Below are 26,141 nucleotides of genomic sequence, written 5' to 3'. Positions count from 1 at the left end.
AAACGTCTCCGAAACTTGTCAAGCCTTCAACGGAAACTTTCGGGGTACCTGTGCAGTGCTGGTGTGCAAAATCGGTTAAGCATCTGGCATCCGTGCTCTGAAAGTTTCGGCAGGCTGCGAGTTGGATGGGAGAGTTGAATGAAAGTTTCATCACACGCGTCTGGCCGGCCTCGCAGGCCGCCGCGACAACGCCCAGATGGGCCGCACTCGGACCCGGGCGGCTGAACGACCTTGTATCAAGGCCCTTGACAAAGGATCTCTGTCTCGTATTGGCTCCGCCCCACACCACCTCCACACCGCCCCGATGGAGAGGAGAGCCGATCGGACGCAGAATGTGAACGCTCACAGCCATCGGCGACGCGGCCTTCCCCTGCCGTCCGGGCCGCCCGCCGGGCCCGGAGACGCTCGGCCGATGCGCGGGCACCTCACTCGCCGATCACCGGTGCGGGGAAGGAGGACGATGGCACTACCCTGCCAGGGTGAGCGTGGAAGTGTCCGTGGTGGTCCGCTATCGCAGGGCCGTGACGTACGGCGTGAACGCGCTGCTCGGCGCGCTCGAGACCGCGAAGGCCGAATGCGACCTGCGGCTCGGGACCACGCCCGAGGAGACCGCCGAGCACATCGCGGCCAGCCCCGCGGACCGTGTCCTGGTCCTCTGGTCGTTCTACTCGCCGGACGCCGAGGCGATGGCGGCCGAGCTGGCCACCGTACGGGCCCTCGCCGACGACCCCCGCGTCCTGCACATCGCCGGAGGGGTGCACGCCACCGCCGAACCGCAGCAGGTCATCGACGCCGGCTGGGACCTCGCCGCGATCGGCGAGGGGGAGCCGACGATCGTCGCCCTGGTCGAGGCGCTGCGCGCGGACCGGCCGCTCACCGGCGTGCCCGGGCTGGCGGTGCGCGACGGCGACGGGACGGCGCTGCGCACGCCACCGGCCCCGCAGTTACCGCTGGACGCCTTTCCGTCCTTCCCCGACCGGCGCCGCCACTTCGGGCCCATCGAGATCACGCGGGGCTGCGCCTACACGTGCCGCTTCTGCCAGACGCCCTTCATGTTCGGCGGCAAATTCCGGCACCGCGGCGTGGACAGCGTGCGCGAGCACGTCCGCCGGATGGCCGCCCACGGGCTGCGCGACGTCCGTTTCATCACCCCCACCTCCCTCTCGTACGGCACGCAGGGGCCGGAGCCGGCGCTGGACGCCGTGGAGGAACTCCTGGCGGGGGTGAAAGAGGAACTGCCGGCGGACGGGCGGGTGTTCTTCGGCAGTTTCCCCTCGGAGATCCGTCCCGAGCACGTGACGCCGGAGGCGATGCGGCTGCTCAGGCGTTACGTGGCGAACGACAACATCATCATCGGCGCGCAGTCGGGCTCCGACCGCGTGCTGGCCGCGGCCGGCCGCGGTCACGGCAGTGCGCCGGTGCGCGACGCCGTGCGGATCGCCGTGGAACACGGCTTCCGCCCGAACGTCGACTTCATCTTCGGACTGCCCGGCGAATCGCCGGAGGACCAGGACGCGTCCCTGCGGCTCGCCGCGGACCTCGCCGATCTCGGGGCGCGCATCCACACCCACACGTTCATGCCGCTGCCCGGCACGCCGTGGCGGGACGCCGAGCCCGCGTTCATCCCGCTGGCCACGATGCGTGAGCTGGACCGGCTCGCGCAGCGCGGCGACGCGTACGGGCACTGGCGCAAGCAGGCCGAGCACGCGGCGCGGCTGGCCGAGACGGCCAAGGCCTACCCGCGCCGTGCCCGGCGCCGCCGCACCACCGACAACTGACGTCCTCCCGCGGACCTCGCGCCCGGACCCAACCCTGCGACCCCGCCCTGCGACCCCGCCCTGGGACCCCGTCCGCCGGGCTCTTCCCGGGCCCGGCGAACGGGGGCTTCATGATCAGAACTGCTGCCGCCGGGCCTGGTACGGCTCCTCGAGAAAGGCGATCTCCTCGTCGGTGAGCTTCAGCTCGACCGCGGCGAGCGCGTCGTCCACGTGATGCTCCTTGGTCGCACCGACGATCGGAGCGGTCACGCCCGGGCGGCTGAGCAACCACGCGAGGGAGAGGGTCGCGGGGGCGACGCCCCGCTCCTCGGCGGTGCGCGCCACCCGCTCCAGGATCGCCTCGTCGGCGGGCCCGCCGTACAGCTGCTCCTGCCTGGCGCCGTCGCCGACCTGCCGCACGGTGTCGGCCTGCTTGCCCGCGCGGGCGAGCAGGCCGCGCGCGAGCGGGCTCCACGGGATGAGCCCCACTCCCTGGTCGAGGCACTGCGGGATCATCTCCCGCTCCTCCTCGCGGTGCAGGAGGTTGTAGTGGTTCTGCATCGAGACGAACCGGGTCCAGCCGTGCTTGTCCGCGACGTGCTGGGCCTTGGCGAACTGCCACGCCCACATGCTGGAGGCGCCGATGTAACGGGCCTTGCCGGCCCGGACGATGTCGTGGAGCGCCTCCATGGTCTCCTCGATCGGCGTCTCGTCGTCCCACCGGTGGATCTGGTAGAGGTCGACGTAGTCGGTGCCGAGGCGGGCGAGGGAGGCGTCGATGGCCGACATCACGTGCTTGCGGGACAGGCCGTAGTCGTTCCTGCCCCCGCCCATCGGGAAGTAGACCTTGGTGGCCAGCACGTAGTCGTCGCGACGCGGGAAGATCTTGCGCAGCAGCCGCCCGGTGACCTCCTCGCTGACGCCTCCCGAGTAGACGTCGGCGGTGTCGAAGAAGGTCACGCCGCCCTCGGCCGCCTTGCGCACGATGGGCTCGGCCTGCTCCTCGTCCAGGACCCAGCCGCCCCACTTGGCCGGCTCGCCGTAGCTCATCATGCCCAGGCAGATCCTGCTGACCTTCACACCGGTGGTGCCAAGTCGTCGATACTCCATGACAGCACCCTATTTGCCGCATCACTGCGCTGGGCGGGACGGGTGCCCGCCGGGGGCGCGCATCGGCACGGCTCTCCCGGTGCGCGGCGGGGCGTCACCAGCGCACCGCGGTGAAGTCGATCGGCCGGGGGGAGAGCCGCCCGGTGCGGACGGTCAGGTCGCGCATCCGGCGGGCGAACTCGCCGGCAGGCAGTCTCCTGCGGTCGCCGTGGCCGGGCAGCAGCCACTCGAAGCGCAACCGCGGCGCCGTACGGGCCGGCGACGCGGGGAAAGGGGTCGAGCGCCGGGCCCGGCCCGCGCACGCCGCGCCGGATCGATCGGGTGGGGCAGGCGAAAGCGGCGGCGTACAACGCCTTTTCCTCCGCATCGGTGCGCGGCTGACGGACGACCGAAGAGCGGCCGTCGACCTCGGCGACCAGTTCCGGCGCGAGCTGCCGGGCGGCGTCGCAGTCGGTGCAGCGGTGATCGACGTGCCAGACGGCGCCGGCCGGGTGCTCGTTCATGACGTGGTCCCTCCGCGCGGCCCGGTGGAATTCGGCGACCGATTGCTTATCGCGCGCCGGGTAGGAGGCCAAATCAAAGAATGCTGTCGGATTTGCCGATCACGGCCGCTCTCGGATTCCTTCTCTGCGTGCGGTCGACGATTTCGAAAATAGTGCTCCGCGTGCCGTTCGCGATGCGGCGCCCTCTAGTCGATCTTGGTCTTTCTGCTCAGACTCGCGTAGTAGTCCTTGAGCATCGCACGGAGCGCCGGGCGATCGGTGAGCTGGATCGACTGGACGACGTGGGCCACTTCGGAGCCGCTGAAGACGGCACGCCTGCCCTGCCAGACGCGGTCGGTCAACTCGAAGAGGACGTTTCTGGCGATGGCGTCCGGGGTGCCTTCCGAGGCCCAGTCGAAGGAGACGGTGACCGTGGTCGCGGTGGGCGTCGTCTCGAAGGTCAGGGGCTGCATGTCGCCGGGCGTCGGCGGCCGCCGGTGCGCGCCGGGATCGTCCTTGGTGCGCTGCTCCGGAGCACTGGTGAGCTCGCCTCCCGGCTTGGGTCCGAGCCTGAGGACGAGGTAGGTGTTCACCACGCTCATCAGGGTTTCGAGCTGGGCGAAGAGCTCTCTCAGCAGAGCGGTGAGCAGAGGTCCGGAATCTGAAGGCACCGGCGGCAGCTCGCGTAGTTCCTCGGCGGTGATCCGCCCGTTCGCGGCCAGGCCGACCAGGTCGTAGACGCGGACCCAGGCGCGGACCACCCGTGAGCACATCAACGCGTGCACCTGCGCCAGCGAGTCGCCGGCGCCGTCCCGTAGGGCCTTGACATCACCGGCGTCGAGCTGGCCCGGCTTCCCACCGATCAGGTCGATGACCACCTGCTCGTAGTTGCCCGCATTGAGAAGCGCCAGCTTCGGCGGCAGCAAGTAGTGGGCGTGGGCGTCGCGGTAGGCGAAGTCGACGGTGGGCTCCACTGCGATCGTGTGCGAACCCTCATGCACCAGCGTGGAGGCGGCATCCACGTCGGACATGAGATGCGGGCGAAACTGGGAGGACAAGTCGATGCACGCGGCCGCGCCGCTGCCCCGCCCGAGCGCTCCCATCGAGCGGGGCAGCTGCGGGTTGTAGAGCATCCCCTTGCTCTTGCCGTCCGAGCGGGCGTGGATGGCCTGCAGCTGCTGCAGGATCTTCCGGAACCGGGGGGCGGCCGCCGCGGCCTCGTCCCCGAAGCAGGTCTGCACACTCGCCATCGCTCGTGGCGAACCGGTCTCGATCGGGAGGACCACCTTCTCCTCGATCAGGTTCAGGAGCCGGATGAACCACGGGCTCCCCGCCACCGGTGGGAAATCCTCTGCCGGCTGCTGCGCCTGGGCGGCCGCGGGAGCGAGAAGCTGGTTGAGATCAGTGACGAACTGCGGCAGTTCGGCCGCCCTGCGTCGTCCCGTAGCCTCCTTGGTCTCCCCGGGAGGAACGAGGTTGAGCTTGCTCCACTGGACGACGAGCCGCTGGGAGGAATCGTCGCGCGTGACCTGCTTGGCGAGGGCGGCATCGATCAGCCGGTGGTAGGAGGCGTAGACGTTGTTCTCGTTCGCCGCGATCTGCTTGAGCAATGCGGGGGTGGGAACGGGGATCATGTCGCCGTTGTAATCCCCCGAGATCGGTTCCCGATTGCCAAGCACTTGCAGAAGGCGACATGTCGGTAGGCGCTCTGTGGCGCTGTTCCTACCCGTGCCCCGGCACGTCGCGTTGGCAGGCCCGCAGGTCTGACGGCTTCGGTACCGTGCGGGGCTATGGCGGAGAACGTATACGTGGGTAACGCTCATCTGGACTCGATCGCCGACCGCGGGTGGCTGCTGGGGCATTTCAAGCCCGCCGACGATGTGCGGCACAGCGAGGACGTCGAGATCAAGTGGTACGCGCATCCCCGGGGCGACCGGCGTGCGGAGTGGGTGACCGGCGAGAAGCGCACCGCGCTCCTCGTGCTGATCAGCGGCCGTTTCCGCGTCGAACTTCCCGGGCGGAGCGTGCTGCTGGAGAAGCAGGGCGATTACGTGGTGTGGGGCCACGGAGTCGATCACTCCTGGCACGCCGAAGAGGAGTCGGTGGTGCTCACCGTCCGGTGGCCGTCGATTCCGGGATACGCGGTCTCCGGCCCGGATCCCGCGTAGCGCCACGGACGCGCCCGGGTCGGCGGGCGGACCCCCGAGTGGTGAGGGCACCGGCCGGAGGCCGCGAGCCGTCTCTAGAATCTTGTTCCATGGCGATGTACGTGTCCCTCGGTCAGGGCCGATACCAGGCGACAGAGCACACCCAGGGACCGTGGGATCCACGGCAGCAGCACATGGGACCCGTCACCGCGCTGCTGGTGCACGAGCTCGCCCGTGTTCCCGGTCTCCCTCTGGCCCGGCTGGCGGTGGACGTGCTCGCCCCCGTCCCGGTGGCGGAGGTGGAGGTGCGGACTAACATGATCAGGGACGGCAGGCGGGTGCAGTGCCTCGGCGCGTCCGTCACCTCCGGCGGGCGTGAGCTGGTCAAGGCGACCGCGTGGCGGATCAGGGAAGCCGACAGCCCGGCGGGCGGGGCCGCGCCGCCGCCCGCGCCGGTCCCGCCACCGGCCCCGGCCGACGCGGAGTCGTGGATCGCGCAGGGCTTCGGGTACGGCAGGGCCACGGACTGGCGGTTCGTCAAGGGTTCCGCCGACGAGGCCGGGCCCGCGGTCGCCTGGGGCAGGGCGCGGGTGCCGCTCGTCGACGGTGCGGAGATCACGCCGCTGGAGCGGCTCGCGATGTTCGCCGACAGCGGCAACGGCATCAGCGGTGTCCTGGACTTCGACGCCTACCTGTTCGCCAACGTGGACCTCACCATCTCGCTCTTCCGCGCCCCGGAGGGGGAGTGGATCTGCCTGGACGCGGCCACGACGATCGGCCCGCGGGGACGCGGCCTCACCCGCACCACGCTGTTCGACCAGACAGGCGAGGTCGGCACGGCCACGCAGACGCTGTTCGTCGGGCCGCGCTGATCCGGGCGGGCGTCACGACGCCGTGCAGGTGACCGGCGACGGCGTGCCGTTCGCGCCGCCGGACCAACTGCCGGTGAAGCCGATCGTCGTCGACGCGCCCGGGGCGAGGGCGCCGTTCCAGGACTCGTTGGTGACGGTCACCGTGGATCCCGACTGCGTGTAGTGGCCGCCCCACAGCTGGGTGATGCTCTGGCCGTTCGGGAAGGCGAAGGTGACGGTCCAGGAGGAGATGGCCGCCTTTCCCGAGTTGCTGACCGTCAGCCCGCCCTGGAAGCCGCCCGGCCACTGGTTGGAGATCTGGTACGTCGCGGAACACGCGCGCGTACCGGCCGACGGCGAGGCACTGGGGGAGACCGTGGGGCGGGCGGACGGCGACACGCTCGGCGAGGCCGAGGGGCTGGGCGACGCCGAAGGGCTGGGCGACGGCCCGCCCGCGGGCGGAACGCGGATGATGCGGTCGTCGGCAGCGACCGGGGTCCCTCTGCCGTCACGGTTGCTCGTCGTCACCCAGAGCCAGCCGTCCGGGCCCACGGCCGCGGCCCGCAGCCGGCCGTAGGTCCCCTGGAACTCGGCCGCCGCGTTGCCCGTCCTGCTGCCGGCGCTGACCGGTACGGTCCACAGCCGCTTGCCGCCCAGTGCCGCGGCGAAGAGCGTGCTGTTGGCGTACGCGAGACCGCTCGGCGAGGACTCGGAGGTGCTCCAGGTCTGGATGGGGTTGGTGAAGCGCGAGTCGCTGCACACGCCCTCGCAGGTCGGCCAGCCGTAGTTGCGGCCCGGCTGGATGTAGTTGATCTCATCCCACGTGTTCTGGCCGAACTCCGTGGCGTACAGCCGGCCGCTCTCGTCCCACGCGAGCCCCTGGACGTTGCGATGGCCGTAGGTGTAAACGCGGGAACCGGAGAACGGGTTGTCCGAAGGGACCGTGCCGTCGGGCCGCATCCGCAGGATCTTGCCGCCTGGGCTGTTCAGGTCCTGGGCGTTGGCGGAGGTCCCGGCGTCTCCCGTGGTCACGTACAGCATGCCGTCCGGGCCGAAGGCGATGCGTCCCCCGTTGTGGAACTGGGCGCGAGGAATGCCGGACAGGAGCACCTGCTGGGTCTGGGGTGCGCTGAGCCGGAACCGGACCACCCGGTTGTCGGACGCGGAGCTGAAGTAGGCGTAGACCCACTGGTCCTGGGCGTAGGTGGGGGAGACCGCGATGCCGAGCAGGCCGCCCTCGCCCTGCGGTGACACGTTCGGGACGGTGGCCACCCGCGTCGGCGCCGATCCGGGACGCACCTGCGCGATGGCGGCGGTGTCGCGTTCGGAGACGAGGGCGCTGCCGTCCGGAAGGAAGGCGATGCTCCAGGGGACCTGCAGCCCGGTGGTCGCGACCTGCGCGCGCGTGAAGTCGAACCCGCCGGTCGCCGCGCTCGTGGGGAGCGGCTGGGTCACGACGAGCGCGGCGACGGCGGTCACCGTGCCGAGTGTGGTTGCGAGTGCCGCGGCGAGGCGCTTGGGCATCAGAGGCTCCAGGTCGGGACGTCGGGTTCCGGCTCGTGACCCATCGAACGCGCCCGCCGTGCCCGGTGCAATCACCGCTCCGCGAACCGGGCGATCATTTCCACGCCACACTCTCGCCGTTTCCCGCTGACCAGCGTGTTGTGTCCTGTGCCACCGACCGGGACGGCGGCCGGGGCCGGGAAAATTTCATCGCCAGGGGAAGGTTTCCCGGCGGCTTCCGCCGCCACGGTGACCGTGGCGGCGGATGCGGGACCCGTCCGGGGTCCCGCATCCGCGTCTCCCCGGTCTCCCCGGTCTCCCCGCCGGGCGCGGACAGGACGGACAGGAGTCAGGCGGCCGTGCAGGTGGCCACCGGCACCTCGACATCGCCACCGGGCCAGCCGATCGCGAAGTCGATCGTCACCGCCGCGCCCGGCGGCAGCGTGCCGTTCCAGGACTGGTTGGTGACGGTCACCGTGCCTCCCCGCGGGGTGTAACCGCCGCTCCCCAGTTGCACGTAGTTCAGACCGTTGGGGACCGTGAAGGTGACGATCCACGCGGAGATGGGCAGCGTTCCCGTGTTCCGCACCGTCAGCTCGCCCCGCGAGGCCGCCGTCCACGACAGGATGAAACGGATGGTCGCTTCGCACGACCGTGTGCCCGCGGACGGTGAAGGGCTGGGGGACGGTGAAGGGCTGGGGGACGGTGTGGGGCTGGGGGACGGTGAAGGGCTGGGGGACGGTGTGGGGCTGGGGGACGGTGAAGGGCTGGGCGACGGGGAGGGGCACGGTGAGGCACTGGGCGACGGCGACGGCGACGGTGAGGGCGACGGGCTGGGCGAGGGAGACGGTGAGGGGCTGGGCGACGAGGACGCGCTGGGCGACGGTGTGGGGCTCGGGGACGGTGTGGGGCTCGGGGACGGTGTGGGGCTGAGCGACGGGGAGGGGCACGGCCCGGGGCCGCCGGACGGCGAGGGCGACGGGCTTGCCGACGGTGAGGGCGACAGCGACGGACCGGCCGACGTCGAGGGCGACGGACTCGCCGGCGGCCACGAGCTGCCGACGGGCGGGATCCGGATGATCCGGTCGTCGCCGAGGACAGGAGTCCCGCCGCTGTCGTAGTTGCTCGTCGTCACCCACAGCCAGCCGTCGGGACCGAGGTCCACGGTGCGCAGCCGTCCGTACCTCCCCTGAAGCTCGGCCACCGGGGTGCCCACGGTGCCGCCCGCGACCGGCACCGCCCACAGCCGCGTCCCACGCAGGGCCGCGGCGAAGAGCGTCCCGTTGGCGTACGCGAGACCGCTGGGCGACGCCTCGGTCGGGTGCCAGGTCGCGAGCGGGTCGCGCACGCGCGTGTCGCCGCACACGCCCTGACAGGCCGGCCAGCCGTAGTTGCCCCCGGGGACGATGGCGTTGAGCTCGTCCCAGGCGTCTTCGCCGAACTCCGTGGCGTACAGCCGGTCGTCGGCGTCCCAGGCGAGGCCCTGGACGTTGCGGTGGCCGTAGCTGTAGACGGGCGAGCCGGCGAACGGGTTGTCCACGGGCACCGAGCCGTCGGGCCTGACGCGCAGGATCTTTCCGCCCAGGACGCCGGGGTTCTGGGCGTTGGCGCGGTTCCCGGCATCGCCGGTGGAGACGTACAGCATGCCGTCGGGGCCGAACACGATCCGCCCGCCGTTGCCGGTCAGGCCGCGGGGAATCCCGCTGAGGACGACCTGCTGCGCGTCGGGGTAGCCCCACCGGAACCGGACCACGCGGTTGTCGGAGGCGCCGGTGAAGTAGACGTAGATTAACTGGTCCTGCGTGAAGGTGGGGGACAGGGCGATGCCGAGCAGGCCGCCGTCGCCCGCCGTGTACACATTCCGGATGGTGGTCACCAGCGCAGGGGTGTATCCCGGGTACACCCGCCAGATCTGCGCCGTGGTGCGTTCGGTCACGAGGGCGCTGCGGTCCGGCAGGAAGGCCATTCCCCAGGGTGACCGCAGCCCCGACACGGCGACCTGCGCCTTGGTGAAGTCGAACCCGCCGGTGGCCGCGCCCGCGGGTGCCGGCCGGGTCACGACGAGCGCCGTGGCGGCGGTCACGACGCAGAGGACGGCCGCGAGTACCGCGGACAGACGCTTGGGCATCACGTGCTCCCGGGAGGGTCGGGGGGCGCATACCGGCTCGTCAACCATCGAAAGCGCCCACCGTGCCCGAGGCAATCGACCGGCACAGGTCCATGCACCGGCCTGCGCGTTCGTCCGCCGCCGGTGCCCGGGTGAGGAAACTTTCAGACCCCGCGGCGGTGATGGCGACGGTCAGCGGGACGCGGGCGGGACGCGGATGATCCGGTCGTCGCCGTCGGCCGGGGTTCCTCTGCCGTCGCGGTTGCTCGTCGCCACCCAGAGCGAGCAGTCGGGCCCGACGGCCACCGCACGCAGCCGCCCGTACGTCCCCTGGAACTCGGCCGCCGGGGTGCCCGGCGTGCCGCCGCTGATCGGGACCGTCCACAGCCGCGTCCCACGCAGGGCCGCGGCGAAGAGCGTGCCCTTCGCGTACGCGAGACCACTGGGGGACGCCTCCGCGGGGCTCCAGACCACGAGGGGATTGGTGAAGCGAGGGTCGGAGCACACGCCCTCGCAGATCGGCCAGCCGTAGTTGCGGCCGGGGAGGATGCGGTTGAGCTCGTCCCAGGTGTTCTGGCCGAACTCCGTCGCGTACAGCCTGCCGCTCTCGTCCCACGCGAGCCCCTGCACGTTGCGGTGGCCGTAGCTGTAGACGGGCGAGCCGGCGAACGGGTTGTCCACGGGCACCGTGCCGTCGGGTCTGATGCGCAGGATCTTGCCGCCCAGGCTGTTCAGGTTCTGGGCGTTGGCCGAGTTCCCGGCGTCGCCCGTGCCCACGTAGAGCCTGCCGTCCGGGCCGAACGCGATCCGCCCGCCGTTGTGGGTCTGGGCGCGGGGGATGCCCGTGAGGATCGGCTGCTGCGCCTGGGGCGAGCTCAGCCGGAACCGGACCACCCGGTTGTCGGATGCGCTCGTGTAGTACGCGTAGACCCACTGGTCCAGGGCGTAGACCGGGGAGACCGCGATGCCGAGCAGGCCGCCCTCGCCGCCTGGCGACACGTTCGGGACCGTGGCCACTTTCACGGGCGCGGATCCGCGGCGCACCCGCATGATGTCCGCCGTGTCGCGCTGGGAGACGAGGGCGCTGCCATCGGGAAGGAAGGCCATCCCCCAGGGCGCTCGCAGCCCTGTGGCGACGACCTGCGGGTGGGCGAAGTCGAACCCGCTGGTGGCCGCGTCCGCGGTGCCGGGCCGGGCCACGACGACACCGGCGGCGGTCACCGCGCTGAGCGCGGTCGCGAGCGCCACGAAGAGACGCTTGGGCATGAGAGGCTCCCGTCGCGTGACATGGGCTTACGGCTCGTGACGTACGACTCGCGAACCATACAACTCACGAATCCGGGAATCCTCGTGCCGCGCCGCTGTCGCCGTCACGGAGACGGCGCTGCGGAGGGTGTACGGCAGGGCGCGCCTGCCGGCCGGCTTGCCAGGCAGGGGGTGAGCACCTCCAATTCGGCGGCAAGCCGCTCACAAGTCGCGTCGCGTACAAACAGTGGCGTGAACGACTACGACATCCGGCGGCCGACGACCGCCGACGCGGCGGCCATCCACGAGCTGGTCGCCGAGCACGACATCGAAGTGACCGGCAAACCCGACTGGACACTCGACGACATCGCCGACACCCTCGGCGAGCTTGACCTGGAGCACGACAGCTGGGTGGTCCGCTCGGGCGGGCGGCTGCTCGGCTGGGGTTACGCCATGCGCAAGGGCGCGAGCGACAACGTGGACGTCGAGGTGCAGGCGCGCGAGCCCGGCGCGGGCGCCCTCATCTGGGACCTGGTGCTCGGGCGGGCCGGCGACCTCGCCCGTGAGGCCGGGCACGACCACGCCGTCGTCGACGTCAGCGTCTACGAGCGGGACACGGTCATGCGCGAGGCGGCCAAGGAGCGCGGCTTCGCGCCCGCGACCAGTTTCCACCGCATGCGCACCGACCACGCCGGTGTACGGCCCCTCTTCCTGCCCGGCGCCACGGTCGAGACCGGCGCGCCCGGCGGCCAGGAGGTGCTGCGCACGGCACACGCCGTGCAGCAGGAGGCGTTCGCCGAGCACTTCGGCTTCGTGCCGAAGACGTTCGACGAGTGGGCCGACGAGATGGAGGCGTCGAGCGCGAACGACTGGACGCAACTGCTGCTGGCCCGGGTCCACGGCGAGCCCGCGGCGATGCTGCTCGGCACCAACCACTTCGTGCCCGACGAGAACTGCGGCTACGTCCGGACGCTGGCGGTGCGGCCCGCCTTCCGCGGGCGCGGCCTCGGCCGGCTGCTGCTCACGCGGGCCTTCGAGGCCGACGAGCGGCGCGGGCGGGTGGGCACGATCCTGCACGTGGACAGCAACAACACCACTCCGGCACTCGGCCTCTACCGGTCGGTCGGCATGCGTCCGGTGCTCGTCATCGACGTCTGGCGGGCCCTCGTACGTCCCACGCGGTGAGACGGTTGCTCACACCCCGGATACCTCTAGTGTGAAATGGGGAGGAACCAGACAACAAGGGAGTGGTTGATGCTGCACGAGAGGCTCGAGGCCGTTTACGACAACGTCCTGCGCCGCAATCCCGGTGAGACCGAGTTCCATCAGGCGGTACGCGAGGTGCTGGAGAGCATCGGCCCGGTGCTCGGGAAGCACCCCGAGTATGCGGAGCAGAAGATCATCGAGCGGATCTTCGAGCCGGAACGGCAGATCATCTTCCGGGTGCCCTGGGAGGACGACCGGGGAGAGGTGCACATCAACCGCGGCTTCCGGGTGGAGTTCAACAGCGCACTCGGGCCGTACAAGGGCGGCCTGCGCTTCCACCCCTCCGTCTACCTCGGCATCATCAAGTTCCTGGCGGTCGAGCAGATCTTCAAGAACAGCCTGACCGGCCTGCCGATCGGCGCGGGCAAGGGCGGCTCGGACTTCGACCCGAAGGGCCGTTCCGACCGGGAGATCATGCGCTTCTGCCAGAGCTTCATGACCGAGCTCTATCGGCACCTGGGCGAGAACACCGACGTGCCGGCGGGGGACATCGGCGTCGGGGGCCGGGAGATCGGTTACCTGTTCGGCCAGTACAAGCGCATCACCAACCGGTACGAGTCCGGCGTGATCACCGGCAAGGGCCTGGCGTACGGCGGCGCCCAGGTCCGCACCGAGGCCACCGGCTACGGCTGCGCGTTCTTCGTCGAGGAGATGCTCAAGGCCCGGGGCACGTCGTTCGACGGCAAGCGGACGGTCGTCTCGGGCTCGGGCAACGTCGCCATCTACGCCATCGAGAAGGTGAACGAGCTGGGCGGCGTCGTCGTGGCCTGCTCCGACTCCTCCGGCTACGTGGTGGACGAGAAGGGCATCGACCTCGACCTCCTCAAGCAGGTCAAGGAGGTCGAACGGCGCCGCCTCAGCGCGTACGCCGAGCGCCGCGGCGCCGAGGCGACGTACGTGTCCGGGCGCAGCGTGTGGGAGGTGCCCTGCGAGGTGGCGCTGCCGTCGGCCACGCAGAACGAGGTCACCGGCAAGGACGCCGAGGCGCTCGTGCGGGGCGGGTGCGTCGCGGTCGGCGAGGGCGCCAACATGCCGACCACGCCGGAGGGCATCCGGGTGTTCCAGGAGGCCGGCGTGGCCTTCGGTCCCGGCAAGGCCGCCAACGCGGGCGGCGTGGCCACCAGCGCCTTGGAGATGCAGCAGAACGCCAGCCGCGACTCGTGGACGTTCGAGTTCTCCGAGCGGCGGCTCCAGGAGATCATGAGCGACATCCACGCCCGCTGCCTGGAGACCGCCGACGCGTACGGCATGCCGGGCGACTACGTGGCCGGCGCGAACATCGACGGCTTCAGGAGGGTCGCGGACGCGATGCTCGCACTCGGCCTCATCTGAACGCCCGCCCGGGTGCTCAGACGGGTGCTCATCCCGGGTCCCGGCGGGTGCGCAGGAGAGGCAGCGCGCACCCGCCTGCGGCCAGCGAGACCGCGGCCAGCCACAGCGACGTCGCCGTGGCGGCGTGCGCGGACGGGGCGAGGCTGAGGAACAGCGTGCCGAAGACGGCCACGCCGACGACCTGGCCGAGCTGGAGCATCATCGCCAGCAGGCCGCTGGCGTCGGCCGCGTCGGCGGGCGCGACCCGGGCCAGCGCCACCGCCATGAGCGGGCTGAAGGTGCCCGCCATTCCGGCGCCGATGGCCGCGAAGCTGATCTCCAGCAGCGGCTCGCCGTGGCCGCCGCCGGACAGCGCCGCCGCCAGGGCCAGTTCGCCCGCGGCGGTGACGACGGCGGCGGCGACGATCACCGGCCGGTGCAGGCGGGCCGGCAGCCGCTTCCAGTTGAGGCTGGTCAGCCCGAAGGCGGCGGCCGCGGGGATGAACAGGCAGCCCGCCCGCAGGGCGCTGTCGCCGAGGCCGCCCTGCAGGTGGAGGGCCATGGCGAACAGCCAGCCGCCGTAGGCCGCCATCACGAGGAAGATGCCGGACGCGGCGGCGGCCACGCCGGGGGCGCGCAGCAGGCGGCCGGGGACGAGCGGATGCGCCGTACGCCGCTCCACGAGCAGGAACGCGCAGAACGCGAGAACCGACAGGCCCATCGCGACCCACCCCCACAGCGGCCAGTTCTCCTCGTGCCCGAGCACGAGCGGCACGACCAGCAGGCAGACGGCGAGCGACAGGGTGACCAGGCCGGGCACGTCGAGACCCTGCTCACGCCGCACGTGCACGGCGGGCAGCCTCCGCGCTCCGACGGCCAGCAGGGCGAGCCCGATCGGCACGTTGACCAGGAAGACCGGCCGCCAGGCCGTGCCGAACAGGTCGGCGGTCACCAGCAGCCCGCCGAGCACCTGTCCGACGACCGCGCCGGCCGAGATGACCGTGGCGTAGACGCCGAGCGCCCGCCCCCGCGAGGCGCCGTCGAAGGTGACCTGGATCAGGCTGAGCACCTGGGGCACCATCAGGGCGGCTCCCGCGCCCTGCACCAGCCGGAAGGCGATCAGCACGCCGGTCGACGGGGCGAGCCCGCACATCAGCGACGCGGCCGTGAACACCGCGAGCCCGGTGAGGAACAGCCGCCGGTAGCCGAGCAGCCCCCCGAGGCGCGCCCCGGTGATCAGCAGCATGGCGTACGCGACGGTGTAGCCGGAGATGACGAGTTGCAGCCCGGAGCCGGTGGCCCCGAGATCGGCGCGCATCGTGGGCGCGGCGACGTTGACGATGGTGGCGTCGAGGATGGCCATGAACTGCCCCGCCAGGATGACGGTGAGCAGCAGAGCCTGCGAGGTTCGCCGCGCGGCCGGCGCGCGGGTGGTGACGGTGGTCATGCAGGCAACGATGCGGCCGCCCGGATACCGGTAACGAGAGCCTGCGGATACTGGTACTGACACCACCTGGCAACGCGGTCGCGCAGCCGCGAGGATGGGGAGGTGACGACGGGGACGCGCATCAGGAACACCAGGCGTGAGGAGCTCGCGGCCTTCCTGCGCAGCAGGCGCGAGCGGATCCGGCCCGAGGACGTCGGCCTGCCGCCCGGCCTGCGCCGCCGTACGCCGGGCCTGCGGCGGGAGGAGGTCGCCCAGCTCGCGGGCGTTGGCGTGACCTGGTACACCTGGCTGGAGCAGGGCCGCCCCATCAACGCGTCGGTGCAGGTGCTCGACGCCATCGCCCGCACGCTGCGGCTGGACGCGGCCGAACGGGAGCACCTCTACCGGCTGGCGGACCTGCCGGAGATCGCCGATCCGGCGGGCGACGGGGAGGGCCTCGACGCCGAGGTGCACACGATCCTGCGCCAGCTCGGCCCGCTGCCCGCGTGCGTCTACAGCGGGCGTTACGACCTGCTCGCCTGGAACGCGGCGTACGGCACGCTCTTCGCGTCCGTGGTCGATCGGCCGCGGCTGGAGCGCAACGTCCTGTGGCGGGTGTTCACCATGCCCGACTGCTGCTGCCCGCTCGTGAACAAGAACGAGGAGCTCCCGCAGATGGTCGCCACGCTGCGGGCCGCCTTCGGCAGGCACGTGGGAGAGCCGGCCTGGTCGGGTTTCGTCACCCGGCTGTCGGCGGCCAGCCCGGAGTTCGCCCGGATGTGGGCGATGCACGAGGTGGCCAGGCCCGGCGTCCGGATGAAGCTGTTCAAGCACTCGTCGGTGGGCCTGATCCGCCTGACGTCCACCAGCATGGCGCTGGCGGCGCCGCCGGAGGCCCGCGTCGTGGTCTACACGCCGATGGACGACGAGAGCAGGCAGCGCATCGATTGGCTGGCGGTGCATCCGGAGGTCGCCCACTGCCCGCTGCATGGGGAGCCGGTCCGCGGGTAAAGCCGCTGTCATGGCCTGTCGTATCAGTGAACTCATCGTCGACTGCCACGACCCCGAGCGGCTCGCCGCCTTCTGGTGCGAGGTGCTGGGCTTCGAGGTGATCGAGCGCAAGGACGGCTGGGTGGAGATCGGGCCGCCCGGCACCGGCTTCGGCGGTCTCCAGCCGACGCTCATCTTCGAGCCCGTGCCCGAGCCCAAGCGGGACAAGCTGCGCCTGCACATCGACGTCAACCCCACCGACCGCGACCAGGAGGCGGAGCTGGAGCGCCTGCTGAAGCTCGGCGCCGTGCCGGCCGACGTGGGCCAGACCGGCGAGGAAGACTGGCACGTGCTCGCCGACCCGGAGGGCAACGAGTTCTGCCTGCTGCGCCGCCGCCTGTGAGCCTCGGACGGGGCGATGCGGTAGCGTCCGGAGGGTGGCGAGGATCTTCACGGTCGACGAGGCCAGGTCGCTGATGCCGGCGGTGCTGGAGCACGCCCGCGCGTTCGTCGCCGTACGCGCCGACCTGGCCGAGCTCACCCACGACCTGCGCTACTCGGGCGCCTCACCCCTCGGCGGCGTGCCGGAGGCCAAGGGCCTGGAGGCGCGGATGGACGAGATCCTGAGCTGGTTCGACGCCGAGGACATCGAGATCAAGGGCGTCGCCCCGCTGCTCGTCGACTTCCCCGCCGTGCTCGGCGAGGTGTCCGTGCGGCTGTGCTGGCTGGAGGGGGAGACCGCCCTCGGCTGGTATCACCGCAGCGACCTCGGCTTCCCCGGCCGCCGCGCCCTGCCATGACCCGCCGGCCTCGCCTGCCGTGACCCGTCGGCCTCGCCTGCCCTGATCGTCGTCGCCTCGATCGCGGCTTCTCCGAAGCGGGCACGCCGTGGATCATGAGGGGATGTCCCGGAACTCGCTGGATCGGGCCCGCCGGATGTGGGCGGCGCTGGCCCGCGTCCCTGTCACGTTTCCCGGTCCCGGGAACGTGGCCGTGGTGGTCTCGCCCGAGTCGTGGTTGTGCCCGCCGGGATGGACGGGCGTTGTGACGCTGGACGGCGCCGCCCTGGTGACCGTGCCCGACGCCGATCTGGCCGAGCCGTTGCGCGACGCCCTGCTCGCCGGCCGTATGGATCCTTCCCCGCTGCCAGCCCGGCTTGCCGTCCGCGACGTGCTGGGCCCGGCGACGCTTGCGTACCTCGACGCCGGAGACTTCGCCCCCGCCCACACCGGCACCCGGGTCGAACGTCTGCCGGCGGGCCATCCGGACATCGGCGCCCTGGCGGCCGCGGCGGGCGAGCGGGACGCGGGGGAGAGCGCCGTGGAGGAGATCTCCTCGGCGGTCTGGGTGCTCCGCGACGGCCGGGACGTGGTCGCCGCCGCCGGGTATCGCCCGTGGCTCGACACTGCGGCGCACATGTCCGTCCTGACGGCGGCCCGGTGCCGTGGCCGTGGCCTGGCCCGAGTCGTGGCCTCGGCGGCGGTGGCCGACGCGCTCGCCGGAGGGTTGCTGCCGCAGTGGAGGGCGCGCCCAGAGCCGTCGCGACGCGTCGCCCGGGCCCTCGGGTTCCGGGAGGCCGGCGCCCAGATCAGTCTTCTCGTGCGGCGCTGACCGAGACATCCGTACGTCACCTCGGGGTCGGCAACGCGCTCGGGCTTGGCAACTTGTTATCCATGCGTATAACTTTATCCGTATGGATAACAAATTGAAATGGACTGTCGTGCGGGCGCTCTTCGTCGCCGTCCTCGTCATCTCGATCGCGGCACTCGGCGTGGCCGCCGTCGTCGGCGGCACCTGGGTGGTGTGGCTGCGCGGGGCGGCCGTGGCCGCGGCGTCCGTCTGGCTCATCGCCCTGACGGGGCAGGCCGCGGGTGGCAAGAGGGCCGCGTACGTGCGCATCCGCTTCGTCAGCATCGCCGCGCCCATCGGCATCGTGCTCATCCTGCTCGCGCCCGACAGCGGCTATCCGATGTGGATGAAGGCGGAGCAGGGCGTGGTCGGCGTCCTGGTCGCGGCCGTCGCGCTGATCGTCAACCGGCGTGCGGTGCGCGAGGCGTACCCGAAGGGTGGCAAGCTGAGGTGACATGAGAAGCCCTGGGACCCGTCAGGTGGCCACCGAGGCGCGCAGAGCTCAGATCGCCTCGGCGGCGATCGCCGTGCTCGCCGAGCGCGGCTACGCGGAGACCACGTTCGAGGCCATCTGCGAGCATGCCGGGCTCAGCAGCAAAAGACTGATCACCTACCACTTCTCCAGCAAGGACCGGCTGTTCGAGGCCGTCGTCCAGCAGGTCGTCGCCGACGCCGCGGCCTTCATGCGACCGGCGCTTCAGGCCGCACATGGAGCCCGTGCTCAGCTGGAGGCGTTCATCAGGTCGAACATCGCCTTCGTCGCCCGCCATCCCGGGCACGTGCGCGCGGTGCAGCAGATCGCCTTCAATAAGGCCCCTGTCGGAGGCGCGGAACGGGACGCCGCGATCGCCAGGATCGTGGCCCTGTTCGCGGACGGGCAGCGTACGGGGGCCTTCCGCAGCTTCGACTGCACGGTGATGGGAGCGGCTCTGCGCGCGTCCATCGACACGATGGCCGAGCGGGTCGTCGACGGTTCCGATCCCGGCGTCTGCGCGGACGAACTGGTCGAACTGTTCGACCGCGCGACCCGCGCCGAGTAGTCCGCCGGCGCGGGCGACCGGAATCAGTCGGACAGGTCGTCGAAGCCGTCGAAACCGCCGAAGGCGGCGCCGTACCGCACGCACACCATGCGGGCCACGGACTCGTGCGCGCCGAGGGGCTCGGCGCACCCGGCGCCGATCGAGCCGGCGGCCGCCGTGATCCGATCGAGGTCGGTCTCGGGGCCGATGACGTACGGCACCATGGCGAGCCGGTTGGCGCCGATGTTGCGCAGGCGCTCGGCGGCGTCGCGCACGCTCGGCTGGCCGTCCAGCGCGGCGGGGACGACGGGGAGCGTCAGACGGGCGGCCAGCAGGACGGCCGTCGCGTCGGCGCCGCGGGCGGCCTCGTCGCCCCCGGCGGTCGCGACGATGATCCCGTCGACCGGCGACGAGACGTTGAACAGGCGCATCCGGTCGGCGCGGGCCAGGCCGGCCTCGGCCAGGCGCACGTGCAGGGCCTCGGCCAGCAGCGGGTGCGGGCCGAGCGGCTCGGTGACCCGCACCGCGGCCTCGCTCTGCGTCACGGCGTCCCGTACGGCGCGCAGCACGCGCGGATGGGGCCCGGTGACGAGCGGGACGACCACCGCGGCCGGTCCCTCCGCGGGCCGCTGGGCGGCGATGGACGCGAACTCCTTGGTGAGGTCGGCGCCGCCGTCGGCCAGCGAGACGATACGAAGGTCGATCTGCGGGTTGTCGAGCCTGACGATGGAGGCGACCTCCATGGCCACGTCACCGCCCGAGCCCACCGGGTCCCCGGCCTTGCCCGGCACCGCCAGGACCAGAGCAGGCGCATCAGGCGGCAGGTCGGCGGGGAGCGGCCGTCGGTGGCGGCCGGTCCCAGGCCGAGGAGAGCGCTCTCTGATGGGGAGCTTCGGCGGGTCCTCGTGACCTTCGTTCACATCGGCGGATTCTAGGGCGAATCTGGTCGAAGAGCAGAACCAACGCGCGGCTTGTTGCGGCTTGGTGATCTAGACGGTTTACCTGTTCGTTACTTGACGCTCCCCAGGGGACCCGGTTTGATATGGACTCATCCGGCCGTAAACGTTTACAGACTGCTGCACGTTACCGGCCAGTAAACGATTACAGGACACTCTCTTCCAAGTGAGGTGCCGTTGACCGAGGGTCCCACGATCACCACGATCGCGCAACGCGCCGGTGTGTCGATCGCCTCGGTGTCACGAGTGCTCAACGGGCTGCCGACGCGCGAGGACACCGTGCGGCGCGTCATGCGCGCGGCCGACGAACTCGGCTACGTCCCCAATTCGGTCGCCCGCTCGCTGCGCAACCGCCGCACCGACCAGATCGCCTTCGCCATGGCCGACATCGGCAACCCCGTCTACGTGGCGATGGTGCGCGAGATCCAGCCGCTGCTGAAGGAGGCCGGCTACCGGCTCCTGATCCATTCCACGGACGGCGAGGCCGAGGACGAGCTCGGCGTGCTGCGCGGGCTGCGCGAGCGCTACGTGGACGGCCTCATCATCAGCCCGCTGCGCGGCGTCACCGAGGAGCACATCGAGGCCATCGTCGCCGCGCGCGCCCCCGTCGTCGTCATCGGCTCGCTGCCGGACGACATGCCGCAGGGCGCACTGGTGGACAACGTGCGGACCGACTCCAGGACCGGTGTGCGGCTCGCGCTCGACCACCTGCACGCCATCGGCAGGCGGCGCATCGGCTTCCTCAACGGCCCGCTCGACACCGTTCCGGGCGCCGCCCGTGCCGCCGCCTACCGGGAGGCCCTGGAGGCGCTGGGCCTGCCGTACGACGAGGACCTCGTCGAGGTGGGCGACTTCTACCGCGACAGCGGCGCGAGCGCCGCGCGGGCGCTGCTGTCGCGCGTGCCCGGCGTGGACGCGCTCATGTGCGCCAACGACCTCATCGCGCTCGGCGCGCTCGACGTGCTGCGTGAGCAGGGCAGGGACGTCCCCGGCGACGTGGCGGTGGTCGGCATGGACGACACCGACCTCGCCTCGGTGACCTGGCCGACGCTGACCAGCGTCTCGCTCGGCTCGGCCGAGCGCGGCCGGGCGGCGGCCGGGCTGCTGCTCGACCGGCTGCAGAACGGCCCGCGCGAGCCGCGGGTGGTGGTCGTGCGGCCGAGCCTCACCATCCGCGGCTCGACCACTCTTCCGGGGACGTCGCCGGGAGGCGCCCGATGACCGCGGTCGCCGCGCACGGCGGCGCGGGAGGCGGGCCGCCGCGCGTGTTCCGGTCCGGAAACGGGCTCGCGCTGCTGCTCCCCGCGCTGGTGCCGGTGCTGCTGTTCAGCGTGGGCCCCCTGGTCTACGGCATCCTGCTGGCCTTCACCGACGCGCGGTCCGGCCGCAACACCGAGACCTCGTTCGTGGGCCTGGAGAACTTCGCCGAGCTGCTGTCGGACGGCGACTTCTGGGAGTCGTTCCGGATCGGCATGGTGTGGGGCCTGTCGGTGACCGTGTTGCAGTTCCTCGCCTCGCTGGGGCTCGCGCTGCTGCTGAACCAGGACCTGCGCCTGCGCGGCGTCGCCCGGGTGCTCGCGGTCGTGCCGTGGGCGATGCCGCCCGTGGTGGTCGGCCTGATGTGGCGGCTGGTCTATCACCCGGACGCGGGCCTGCTCAACGGCCTGTTCGGTTCGGACGTCGACTGGCTGCACGACTTCTCCCTCGCGCTGCCCGCGGTCATCGTCGTGGGGGTCTGGACCGGCATGCCGCAGACCACGGTCGTGCTGCTCGCCGGCCTGCAGAACGTGCCCGGGGAGCTGTACGAGGCGGTCAGCGTGGACGGCGCGGGAGTCTGGCGGCGGTTCTGGAACGTCACGCTGCCGCAGCTGCGGCCCGTGATCGTGGCCATCACCTCGCTCGACTTCGTGTGGAACATCAACCAGTTCAGCCTGGTCTACGTGCTCACCCAGGGCGGGCCGGGCGGGCGGACCCGGCTGCCCATGCTGTTCGCGTACGAGGAGGCGTTCCGGTACGGCTTCTTCGGATACGCCGCGACGCTCGGCGTGGCGATCACGATCGTCGTGCTGGTCGTGCTGGGCCTGTACCTGTGGCGGCAGGCGCGGGAGGGAGACTGACATGACCCGCCCGCTGAAGTACCTCGCCCTGCTGGGATACGTCGTGTTCCTGGCGTTCCCGCTGCTGTGGCTGCTGTCCACGGCGCTGAAGACGCCGCAGGAGATGGCCGCCCTCGATCCCACGTGGATCCCGCGCCGGCCCACCCTGGCCAACTTCGCCGACGCCTTCGCGGAGCAGGACCTGCTCGGCGCGGGGCTGCGCAGCCTCGTCGTCGCGGTCGCCACCGCCCTGATCACGGTGGCGCTCGCGCTGCCCGCGGCGTACGCGCTGGCCCGCTTCCGCGGCGTGGCCGGCCGGATCGCGATCGGCTGGGTGCTGGTCAGCCAGGTCTTCCCGGTCGTCCTGATCATCATTCCGCTGTTCATGGTGCTGCGGCGGCTGGAACTGGTGAACACCCTCGCCGGGCTCACGCTCGTGCACGTCACCTTCGTCCTGCCGTTCGCGCTGTGGATGCTGCGCGGATACGTGCGGGCGGTGCCGCGCGAGCTGGAGGAGGCGGCGGCCGTCGACGGCGCGGGGCGGCTGCGCGCACTGGCCGCCGTCGTCGCGCCGCTGCTCGCGCCCGGCGTGGTCGCGACGCTGCTGTTCAGCTTCATCTCGTCCTGGAACGAGTTCATGTTCGCCCTCGTGATCCTCAAGGATCCCGAGGTGGAGACCCTTCCGCTGACGCTGGTGCGCTTCGTCGGCCCGGAGGGAGTCGCCAGGCTCGGCCCTCTGGCCGCGGCGTCGCTGCTCGCGACCGTGCCGAGTCTCGTCTTCTTCGCCATCATCCAGCGGCGCCTGCGGTCCGGCCTGATGGCCGGGGCCGTCAAGGGCTGACCCGCATGGCGACACCTGATAGGAGGGTCTCGATGAAGAGATTGAGTGCCGCGCTGGCTGTGGCGGCGGTCGCGCTCGCGGCGGCCGCGTGCGGGAGCGGCGGCGACGGCGGCGGCGACGCCGCGTCCGGGGAGCCGGTGAAGCTGCGCTTCCTCAGCCTGGCCTGGCAGAAGGAGTCGATCGAGGCCAACAAGCAGATCGTCGCCGACTGGAACACGGCCAACCCGAAGATCCAGGTCGAGTACGTCCAGGGGAGCTGGGACAACGTCAACGACCAGCTCGTGACCTCGTTCGAGGCCGGCGACCCGCCGGACGTCATCCACGACGACTCCCCGGCGCTGTCGAGCTTCGCCTCGCGGGGCTTCCTGCTCGACCTCACCGGCAAGGTCCCCGCCGAGCTGAAGAGCGACATCCCGCAGGCCGCATGGGACACGGTCACCTTCTCCGACGGCAAGAGCGGCCAGGGCGTGTACGGCGTGCCGTTCCTGCAGGAGTCGCAGGTGCTCATCGCCAACAAGAAGCTGCTCGACGGCGCCGGCGTGCGCGTGCCCACCCCGGACTCCCCGTGGACGTGGGACGAGTTCGCCGACGTGTCGAAGAAGCTCACCGCGAAGGGCGCGTACGGCGTGGCCTGGCCGATGAAGTCGCCGGTCAACAAGGTGCTCAACCTGGCGCTCAACTTCGGCGGCACCTTCTTCGACACGCAGAACGGCAAGACCACGGTGAAGGTCGGGCCGCAGGAGCGCGAGGTGCTCCAGCGCATCCACGACCAGCTCTACACCGACAAGTCGGCCGACCCGTCCGCGCTGGGCATGGGCACCGCCGACCCGCTGCCGGGCTTCTTCGCCGGCAAGTACGCGATCGTCCCTGCCGGGGTCTACCTGCGCCAGCAGGTCGCCGAGCAGGCGCCGAGCGGGTTCGAGTGGGTCACGCTGCCCCCGCTGCGGGGACAGACCTCCCAGCAGGGCGCGGTCTCCCAGACGCTGTCGGTCGCCGCCGACAGCAAGCACCCCGACGAGGCGCTGAAGTTCATCGCCTACTTCCTGAACGGCCCGAACCAGGCGAAACTGGCCAAGGGTGACTGGCTGCTGCCCACCAGCACGTCCGCGGCCAAGGATCCCGCGCTCACCACGGAGGAGAACGGGTGGGACGTCGCCACCGCCTCGGCGAAGGACCTCGTCGTCGCGCCGTTCCTCAAGGTGAACGGGTTCGACGAGTGGAAGAGCAAGGTGGCCACGCCCGCGATGCAGGAGTACTTCGCCGACAAGATCAGCCTGGACGAGCTGGCCAAGCGGCTCGTCGAGGAGGGGAACAAGGTGCTGGAGCGGTACAGCCGTTGACCTCCGTACGCGACCGCGCCCGGGGCTGCCTGCTCGGCCTCGCCGCCGGCGACGCCCTGGGCGCCCCCGCGGAGAACCTCGCTCCCGAGGAGATCGCCGCCCGGTGGGGCGTGCTCACCGAGATCGAGCGCGGCGGCACCGACGACACCGAATACACGATCTTCGCCGCCACCGTGCTCCTGCGCCACGGCCACGCGCTCACTTCCGAGGACGTGGCGCGGGCCTGGCGCGAGGAGATCGTGGCGCGGCTCGACGGGCCGATGCGCGGCGCCGGGTTCTCCGAACTCGGCACCGTCGAGGCCCTGCGCCGTGGGCTGCGGCCGCCGCTGACCGGCCGGTGGCACGCCCACGGCTGGTCCGACGGCCTCGCCATGCGGGCCGCGCCGTACGGGATCTTCGCGGCGGGCGACCCGGACGAGGCGGCGCGGCTGGCGGAGACCGACGGGCGGGTGAGCCACACCGGCGAGGGGATATTCGGCGGCCGGGCGGTGGCCGCGGCGGTCGCGGTCGCGATGACCGGCGCCTCGCCCGCAGAGGTGGCCACGGCGGCCCTGCGGGCGGTGCCGGAGGACTCCTGGACGGCCCGCAGTCTCCGCGCCGCGCTCGACGTCGCCGCCCGCACGTCCCGCCCCCTCCTGGGACGCGCCCTCCACGACGCCGTCGTGATGGCGCACTACCCGTGGACCGACCTGGCGCCCGAGGCGGTCGCCCTTGCGTTCGCCGCCTACACGGCGGGCGGTGGGGAGGTCGAGGCGTCGGTCGTCATCGCGGCCAACCTCGGCAGGGACGCCGACACCACCGCCGCCGTCGCCGGGGCTCTCGCGGGGGCGGGCCGCGGCGAGGCGGCGGTGCCCGCGCGCTGGGCCGAGCGCATCGGCCCGGTGGCGGGCCGCTGCCTGCCCGTGGTCGCCGGACGGGACGTCCGCGACGTCGCCGACGAGATCGTGAAAGGAATGTAGGACCACATGTCATCGGGGGACAGGCGTGACGGGCCGGACAGGCTCGACCGCGTGCGGGGGGCCTTCGCCGGTCTCGCCGCCGGCGACGCGGCCGGGTGGCCGGCCGCCCGGCACCGGTCCACGCTGCTGGCCGGCTGGAGCAGGCGGCTGCGCAGGGAACTCGACGCGTTCGCCGAGGAGCACCAGGTCACCACGCTGCCGGTGCCGTTCGCGCTGAACCAGCCGGTGGCGCCGCTGGCGGCCGGCCCGTCGGACGACGCCGAGTGGCTGGCCTGGACGGCCCTGACCATCGGGGAGGACCGGGCGGAGGCGTTCGGCCGCCTCGCGGGCCGCGACGACGTCCGGGCCCGCATCTCGGTGTGGGCGGCGCTCGACAACCTGGCGGCGGGCAAGCGCCCGCCCGCAAGCGGCCACGACAACCCCCACCACTTCGACGACGCCGCGGCCGTGCGGGCCGTCGCCTTCGGCGCGGCCGGGCTGGACCCGCTGGAGGACGCGCGCGTCACCAACGCGGAGGACGGCGTGCTCGGCGCGGTCGCGATGGCCCGTGCGGTCGCGGCGCTGACGGACGGCGCCCCGATGGGCGACGCGGTGGAGGCGGCGCTCGGCGCGCTGCCGCCGGACACGGCCATCGGGCACGCGGCGCGCGAGGCGCTCGCGGCGGCGCGGGCGGCGGGCTCGCCCTTCGCCGCAGTCCCGGCGCTGGACGCCGCCGTGCTCGACCACGTCTACAGCTATGGCGTGGCCGCCGCGCAGACGGTGCCGATCGCGCTGGCCCTCGCGGGCGTCGCCGTCTCCGCGGCGACGCCCGGTGCGGGGGAGTTCGGTGCGGGGGAGTTCGGTGGGGAGGAGTTCGGTGCGGAGGCGTTCGGCGCGGGCGTCTCCGCGGCGGCCTGCCTCGCGCCGGTCGCCGACTCCGCTCCCGCGCTCACCGGCGCGCTGCTCGGCTGCGCCGCGGGGTACGACGCGCTGCCCGCCGCCTGGCGCGAGCGGGTCCGCACCCTGGCCGGCTGCTGCCTGCCCGAGCTCGCGGGAGCCGACCTGCTGGACATCGCCGGGCGACTCGCATGACGCCCGGCACATCACGCGTACGCACGAGGGGGAGG

At 72.0% G+C, this 26,141-nt stretch carries 25 protein-coding genes and 1 pseudogene; 17 read left to right on the top strand and 9 right to left on the bottom strand.

Going from position 1 to position 26,141, the window contains the following annotated elements; genetic code table 11:
* The first annotated feature begins 479 nt into the window (after positions 1-479).
* On the top strand, positions 480-1,778 hold the full coding sequence (locus tag ACIBK1_RS08940) for a TIGR04013 family B12-binding domain/radical SAM domain-containing protein (RefSeq protein WP_030505204.1): 1,299 nt from the start codon (positions 480-482) through the stop codon (positions 1,776-1,778).
* Positions 1,779-1,892: 114 nt separating this feature from the next.
* Here the strand turns inward: ACIBK1_RS08940 and ACIBK1_RS08935 are convergent, their stop codons facing one another.
* From ACIBK1_RS08935 to ACIBK1_RS08920, 4 genes and pseudogenes are all read right to left on the bottom strand, one after another.
* Positions 1,893-2,867 carry an aldo/keto reductase gene (locus tag ACIBK1_RS08935; RefSeq protein WP_030505203.1) on the bottom strand — a complete coding sequence of 325 codons (975 nt, stop codon included), beginning with the start codon at positions 2,865-2,867 and terminating at the stop codon, positions 1,893-1,895.
* Positions 2,868-2,961: 94 nt separating this feature from the next.
* Positions 2,962-3,105, bottom strand: a complete 144-nt coding sequence (locus ACIBK1_RS08930) for a hypothetical protein (protein ID WP_231513678.1) — start codon at positions 3,103-3,105, stop codon at positions 2,962-2,964.
* Between the two features lie 82 nt (positions 3,106-3,187).
* Positions 3,188-3,370, bottom strand: a pseudogene (locus ACIBK1_RS08925) (ferredoxin); the annotation flags it as partial.
* A 185-nt stretch (positions 3,371-3,555) separates the two neighbouring features.
* The gene (locus ACIBK1_RS08920; RefSeq protein ID WP_396733567.1) at positions 3,556-4,983 is read right to left on the bottom strand and encodes a hypothetical protein; all 1,428 of its coding nucleotides are present in this window, start codon (positions 4,981-4,983) and stop codon (positions 3,556-3,558) included.
* Between the two features lie 156 nt (positions 4,984-5,139).
* Between ACIBK1_RS08920 and ACIBK1_RS08915 the strand changes: the two genes are divergently transcribed.
* Positions 5,140-5,517 carry a signal peptidase I gene (locus tag ACIBK1_RS08915; RefSeq protein WP_396733564.1) on the top strand — a complete coding sequence of 126 codons (378 nt, stop codon included), beginning with the start codon at positions 5,140-5,142 and terminating at the stop codon, positions 5,515-5,517.
* A gap of 89 nt (positions 5,518-5,606) precedes the next feature.
* Positions 5,607-6,368 (top strand): thioesterase family protein, encoded by a 762-nt coding sequence (locus tag ACIBK1_RS08910; RefSeq protein WP_030505200.1) that lies wholly within the window; start codon positions 5,607-5,609, stop codon positions 6,366-6,368.
* A 12-nt stretch (positions 6,369-6,380) separates the two neighbouring features.
* Here the strand turns inward: ACIBK1_RS08910 and ACIBK1_RS08905 are convergent, their stop codons facing one another.
* From ACIBK1_RS08905 to ACIBK1_RS08895, 3 genes are all read right to left on the bottom strand, one after another.
* A complete protein-coding gene (locus tag ACIBK1_RS08905) occupies positions 6,381-7,871 on the bottom strand; it encodes a PQQ-dependent sugar dehydrogenase (RefSeq protein ID WP_396733561.1) in 1,491 nt (496 codons plus the stop codon).
* A 328-nt stretch (positions 7,872-8,199) separates the two neighbouring features.
* Positions 8,200-9,978: a PQQ-dependent sugar dehydrogenase gene (locus ACIBK1_RS08900; protein WP_396733558.1), complete on the bottom strand. Its 1,779-nt coding sequence runs from the start codon at positions 9,976-9,978 to the stop codon at positions 8,200-8,202.
* A gap of 171 nt (positions 9,979-10,149) precedes the next feature.
* The gene (locus ACIBK1_RS08895; protein WP_396733555.1) at positions 10,150-11,223 is read right to left on the bottom strand and encodes a PQQ-dependent sugar dehydrogenase; all 1,074 of its coding nucleotides are present in this window, start codon (positions 11,221-11,223) and stop codon (positions 10,150-10,152) included.
* Between the two features lie 231 nt (positions 11,224-11,454).
* Here ACIBK1_RS08895 and ACIBK1_RS08890 point away from each other — a divergent pair, with 231 nt between their 5' ends.
* Positions 11,455-12,387, top strand: a complete 933-nt coding sequence (locus ACIBK1_RS08890; RefSeq protein ID WP_387069157.1) for a GNAT family N-acetyltransferase — start codon at positions 11,455-11,457, stop codon at positions 12,385-12,387.
* A gap of 69 nt (positions 12,388-12,456) precedes the next feature.
* A complete protein-coding gene (gdhA, locus tag ACIBK1_RS08885) occupies positions 12,457-13,800 on the top strand; it encodes an NADP-specific glutamate dehydrogenase (protein WP_030505195.1) in 1,344 nt (447 codons plus the stop codon).
* Between the two features lie 28 nt (positions 13,801-13,828).
* Here the strand turns inward: gdhA and ACIBK1_RS08880 are convergent, their stop codons facing one another.
* Positions 13,829-15,226 carry an MFS transporter gene (locus ACIBK1_RS08880; protein ID WP_081903167.1) on the bottom strand — a complete coding sequence of 466 codons (1,398 nt, stop codon included), beginning with the start codon at positions 15,224-15,226 and terminating at the stop codon, positions 13,829-13,831.
* 102 nt (positions 15,227-15,328) lie between these two features.
* Here ACIBK1_RS08880 and ACIBK1_RS08875 point away from each other — a divergent pair, with 102 nt between their 5' ends.
* The 6 genes from ACIBK1_RS08875 (at position 15,329) to ACIBK1_RS08850 (ending at position 18,864) form a co-directional block, all read left to right on the top strand.
* A complete protein-coding gene (locus tag ACIBK1_RS08875) occupies positions 15,329-16,216 on the top strand; it encodes a helix-turn-helix transcriptional regulator (protein WP_051761106.1) in 888 nt (295 codons plus the stop codon).
* 10 nt (positions 16,217-16,226) lie between these two features.
* On the top strand, positions 16,227-16,598 hold the full coding sequence (locus tag ACIBK1_RS08870; RefSeq protein WP_030505192.1) for a VOC family protein: 372 nt from the start codon (positions 16,227-16,229) through the stop codon (positions 16,596-16,598).
* A 34-nt stretch (positions 16,599-16,632) separates the two neighbouring features.
* Positions 16,633-16,995, top strand: a complete 363-nt coding sequence (locus ACIBK1_RS08865) for a DUF2203 domain-containing protein (RefSeq protein WP_030505191.1) — start codon at positions 16,633-16,635, stop codon at positions 16,993-16,995.
* Between the two features lie 103 nt (positions 16,996-17,098).
* A complete protein-coding gene (locus ACIBK1_RS08860; RefSeq protein ID WP_030505190.1) occupies positions 17,099-17,806 on the top strand; it encodes a GNAT family N-acetyltransferase in 708 nt (235 codons plus the stop codon).
* A gap of 94 nt (positions 17,807-17,900) precedes the next feature.
* Entirely contained in the window at positions 17,901-18,278 is a 378-nt protein-coding gene (locus ACIBK1_RS08855; RefSeq protein WP_396733550.1) for a hypothetical protein, read from the top strand.
* 1 nt (position 18,279) lies between these two features.
* On the top strand, positions 18,280-18,864 hold the full coding sequence (locus ACIBK1_RS08850) for a TetR/AcrR family transcriptional regulator (RefSeq protein ID WP_036404709.1): 585 nt from the start codon (positions 18,280-18,282) through the stop codon (positions 18,862-18,864).
* A 23-nt stretch (positions 18,865-18,887) separates the two neighbouring features.
* Here ACIBK1_RS08850 and ACIBK1_RS08845 read toward each other — a convergent pair whose 3' ends face one another.
* The gene (locus ACIBK1_RS08845) at positions 18,888-19,634 is read right to left on the bottom strand and encodes a sirohydrochlorin chelatase (RefSeq protein WP_081903165.1); all 747 of its coding nucleotides are present in this window, start codon (positions 19,632-19,634) and stop codon (positions 18,888-18,890) included.
* Positions 19,635-19,976: 342 nt separating this feature from the next.
* Between ACIBK1_RS08845 and ACIBK1_RS08840 the strand changes: the two genes are divergently transcribed.
* The 6 genes from ACIBK1_RS08840 to ACIBK1_RS08815 are packed head-to-tail and all read left to right on the top strand — an operon-like array spanning position 19,977 to position 26,106.
* A complete protein-coding gene (locus ACIBK1_RS08840) occupies positions 19,977-21,020 on the top strand; it encodes a LacI family DNA-binding transcriptional regulator (RefSeq protein WP_076433611.1) in 1,044 nt (347 codons plus the stop codon).
* Positions 21,017-21,916 carry a carbohydrate ABC transporter permease gene (locus ACIBK1_RS08835; RefSeq protein ID WP_081903164.1) on the top strand — a complete coding sequence of 300 codons (900 nt, stop codon included), beginning with the start codon at positions 21,017-21,019 and terminating at the stop codon, positions 21,914-21,916. Before ACIBK1_RS08840 ends, ACIBK1_RS08835 begins: the two co-directional genes overlap by 4 nt.
* A 1-nt stretch (position 21,917) precedes the next feature.
* The gene (locus ACIBK1_RS08830) at positions 21,918-22,736 is read left to right on the top strand and encodes a carbohydrate ABC transporter permease (protein WP_030505184.1); all 819 of its coding nucleotides are present in this window, start codon (positions 21,918-21,920) and stop codon (positions 22,734-22,736) included.
* Positions 22,737-22,768: 32 nt separating this feature from the next.
* Positions 22,769-24,076 carry an ABC transporter substrate-binding protein gene (locus tag ACIBK1_RS08825; protein ID WP_030505183.1) on the top strand — a complete coding sequence of 436 codons (1,308 nt, stop codon included), beginning with the start codon at positions 22,769-22,771 and terminating at the stop codon, positions 24,074-24,076.
* Positions 24,073-25,035, top strand: coding sequence for an ADP-ribosylglycohydrolase family protein (locus ACIBK1_RS08820; protein WP_396733544.1), 963 nt, complete (start codon positions 24,073-24,075; stop codon positions 25,033-25,035). Before ACIBK1_RS08825 ends, ACIBK1_RS08820 begins: the two co-directional genes overlap by 4 nt.
* A 6-nt stretch (positions 25,036-25,041) precedes the next feature.
* Positions 25,042-26,106: an ADP-ribosylglycohydrolase family protein gene (locus tag ACIBK1_RS08815; RefSeq protein WP_396733541.1), complete on the top strand. Its 1,065-nt coding sequence runs from the start codon at positions 25,042-25,044 to the stop codon at positions 26,104-26,106.
* The last annotated feature ends 35 nt before the right edge of the window (positions 26,107-26,141 follow it).

The organism is Microbispora rosea (genome assembly GCF_044460045.1).
Lineage (GTDB): Bacteria > Actinomycetota > Actinomycetes > Streptosporangiales > Streptosporangiaceae > Microbispora > Microbispora rosea.
Note: the sequence above shows the minus strand (reverse complement) of the source record. Positions and strands in the feature narration are given on the sequence as shown.

What these genes read in the sequence shown, in the direction of transcription:
- ACIBK1_RS08935 (WP_030505203.1), bottom strand. Translation starts at nt 2,867, where the DNA reads ATGGAGTATCGACGACTTGGCACCACCGGTGTGAAGGTCAGCAGGATC.
- ACIBK1_RS08920 (WP_396733567.1), bottom strand. Translation starts at nt 4,983, where the DNA reads ATGATCCCCGTTCCCACCCCCGCATTGCTCAAGCAGATCGCGGCGAAC.
- ACIBK1_RS08915 (WP_396733564.1), top strand. Translation starts at nt 5,140, where the DNA reads ATGGCGGAGAACGTATACGTGGGTAACGCTCATCTGGACTCGATCGCC.
- ACIBK1_RS08910 (WP_030505200.1), top strand. Translation starts at nt 5,607, where the DNA reads ATGGCGATGTACGTGTCCCTCGGTCAGGGCCGATACCAGGCGACAGAG.
- ACIBK1_RS08905 (WP_396733561.1), bottom strand. Translation starts at nt 7,871, where the DNA reads ATGCCCAAGCGCCTCGCCGCGGCACTCGCAACCACACTCGGCACGGTG.
- ACIBK1_RS08900 (WP_396733558.1), bottom strand. Translation starts at nt 9,978, where the DNA reads ATGCCCAAGCGTCTGTCCGCGGTACTCGCGGCCGTCCTCTGCGTCGTG.
- ACIBK1_RS08895 (WP_396733555.1), bottom strand. Translation starts at nt 11,223, where the DNA reads ATGCCCAAGCGTCTCTTCGTGGCGCTCGCGACCGCGCTCAGCGCGGTG.
- gdhA (WP_030505195.1), top strand. Translation starts at nt 12,457, where the DNA reads ATGCTGCACGAGAGGCTCGAGGCCGTTTACGACAACGTCCTGCGCCGC.
- ACIBK1_RS08880 (WP_081903167.1), bottom strand. Translation starts at nt 15,226, where the DNA reads ATGACCACCGTCACCACCCGCGCGCCGGCCGCGCGGCGAACCTCGCAG.
- ACIBK1_RS08870 (WP_030505192.1), top strand. Translation starts at nt 16,227, where the DNA reads ATGGCCTGTCGTATCAGTGAACTCATCGTCGACTGCCACGACCCCGAG.
- ACIBK1_RS08860 (WP_030505190.1), top strand. Translation starts at nt 17,099, where the DNA reads ATGTCCCGGAACTCGCTGGATCGGGCCCGCCGGATGTGGGCGGCGCTG.
- ACIBK1_RS08850 (WP_036404709.1), top strand. Translation starts at nt 18,280, where the DNA reads ATGAGAAGCCCTGGGACCCGTCAGGTGGCCACCGAGGCGCGCAGAGCT.
- ACIBK1_RS08835 (WP_081903164.1), top strand. Translation starts at nt 21,017, where the DNA reads ATGACCGCGGTCGCCGCGCACGGCGGCGCGGGAGGCGGGCCGCCGCGC.
- ACIBK1_RS08830 (WP_030505184.1), top strand. Translation starts at nt 21,918, where the DNA reads ATGACCCGCCCGCTGAAGTACCTCGCCCTGCTGGGATACGTCGTGTTC.
- ACIBK1_RS08825 (WP_030505183.1), top strand. Translation starts at nt 22,769, where the DNA reads ATGAAGAGATTGAGTGCCGCGCTGGCTGTGGCGGCGGTCGCGCTCGCG.
- ACIBK1_RS08815 (WP_396733541.1), top strand. Translation starts at nt 25,042, where the DNA reads ATGTCATCGGGGGACAGGCGTGACGGGCCGGACAGGCTCGACCGCGTG.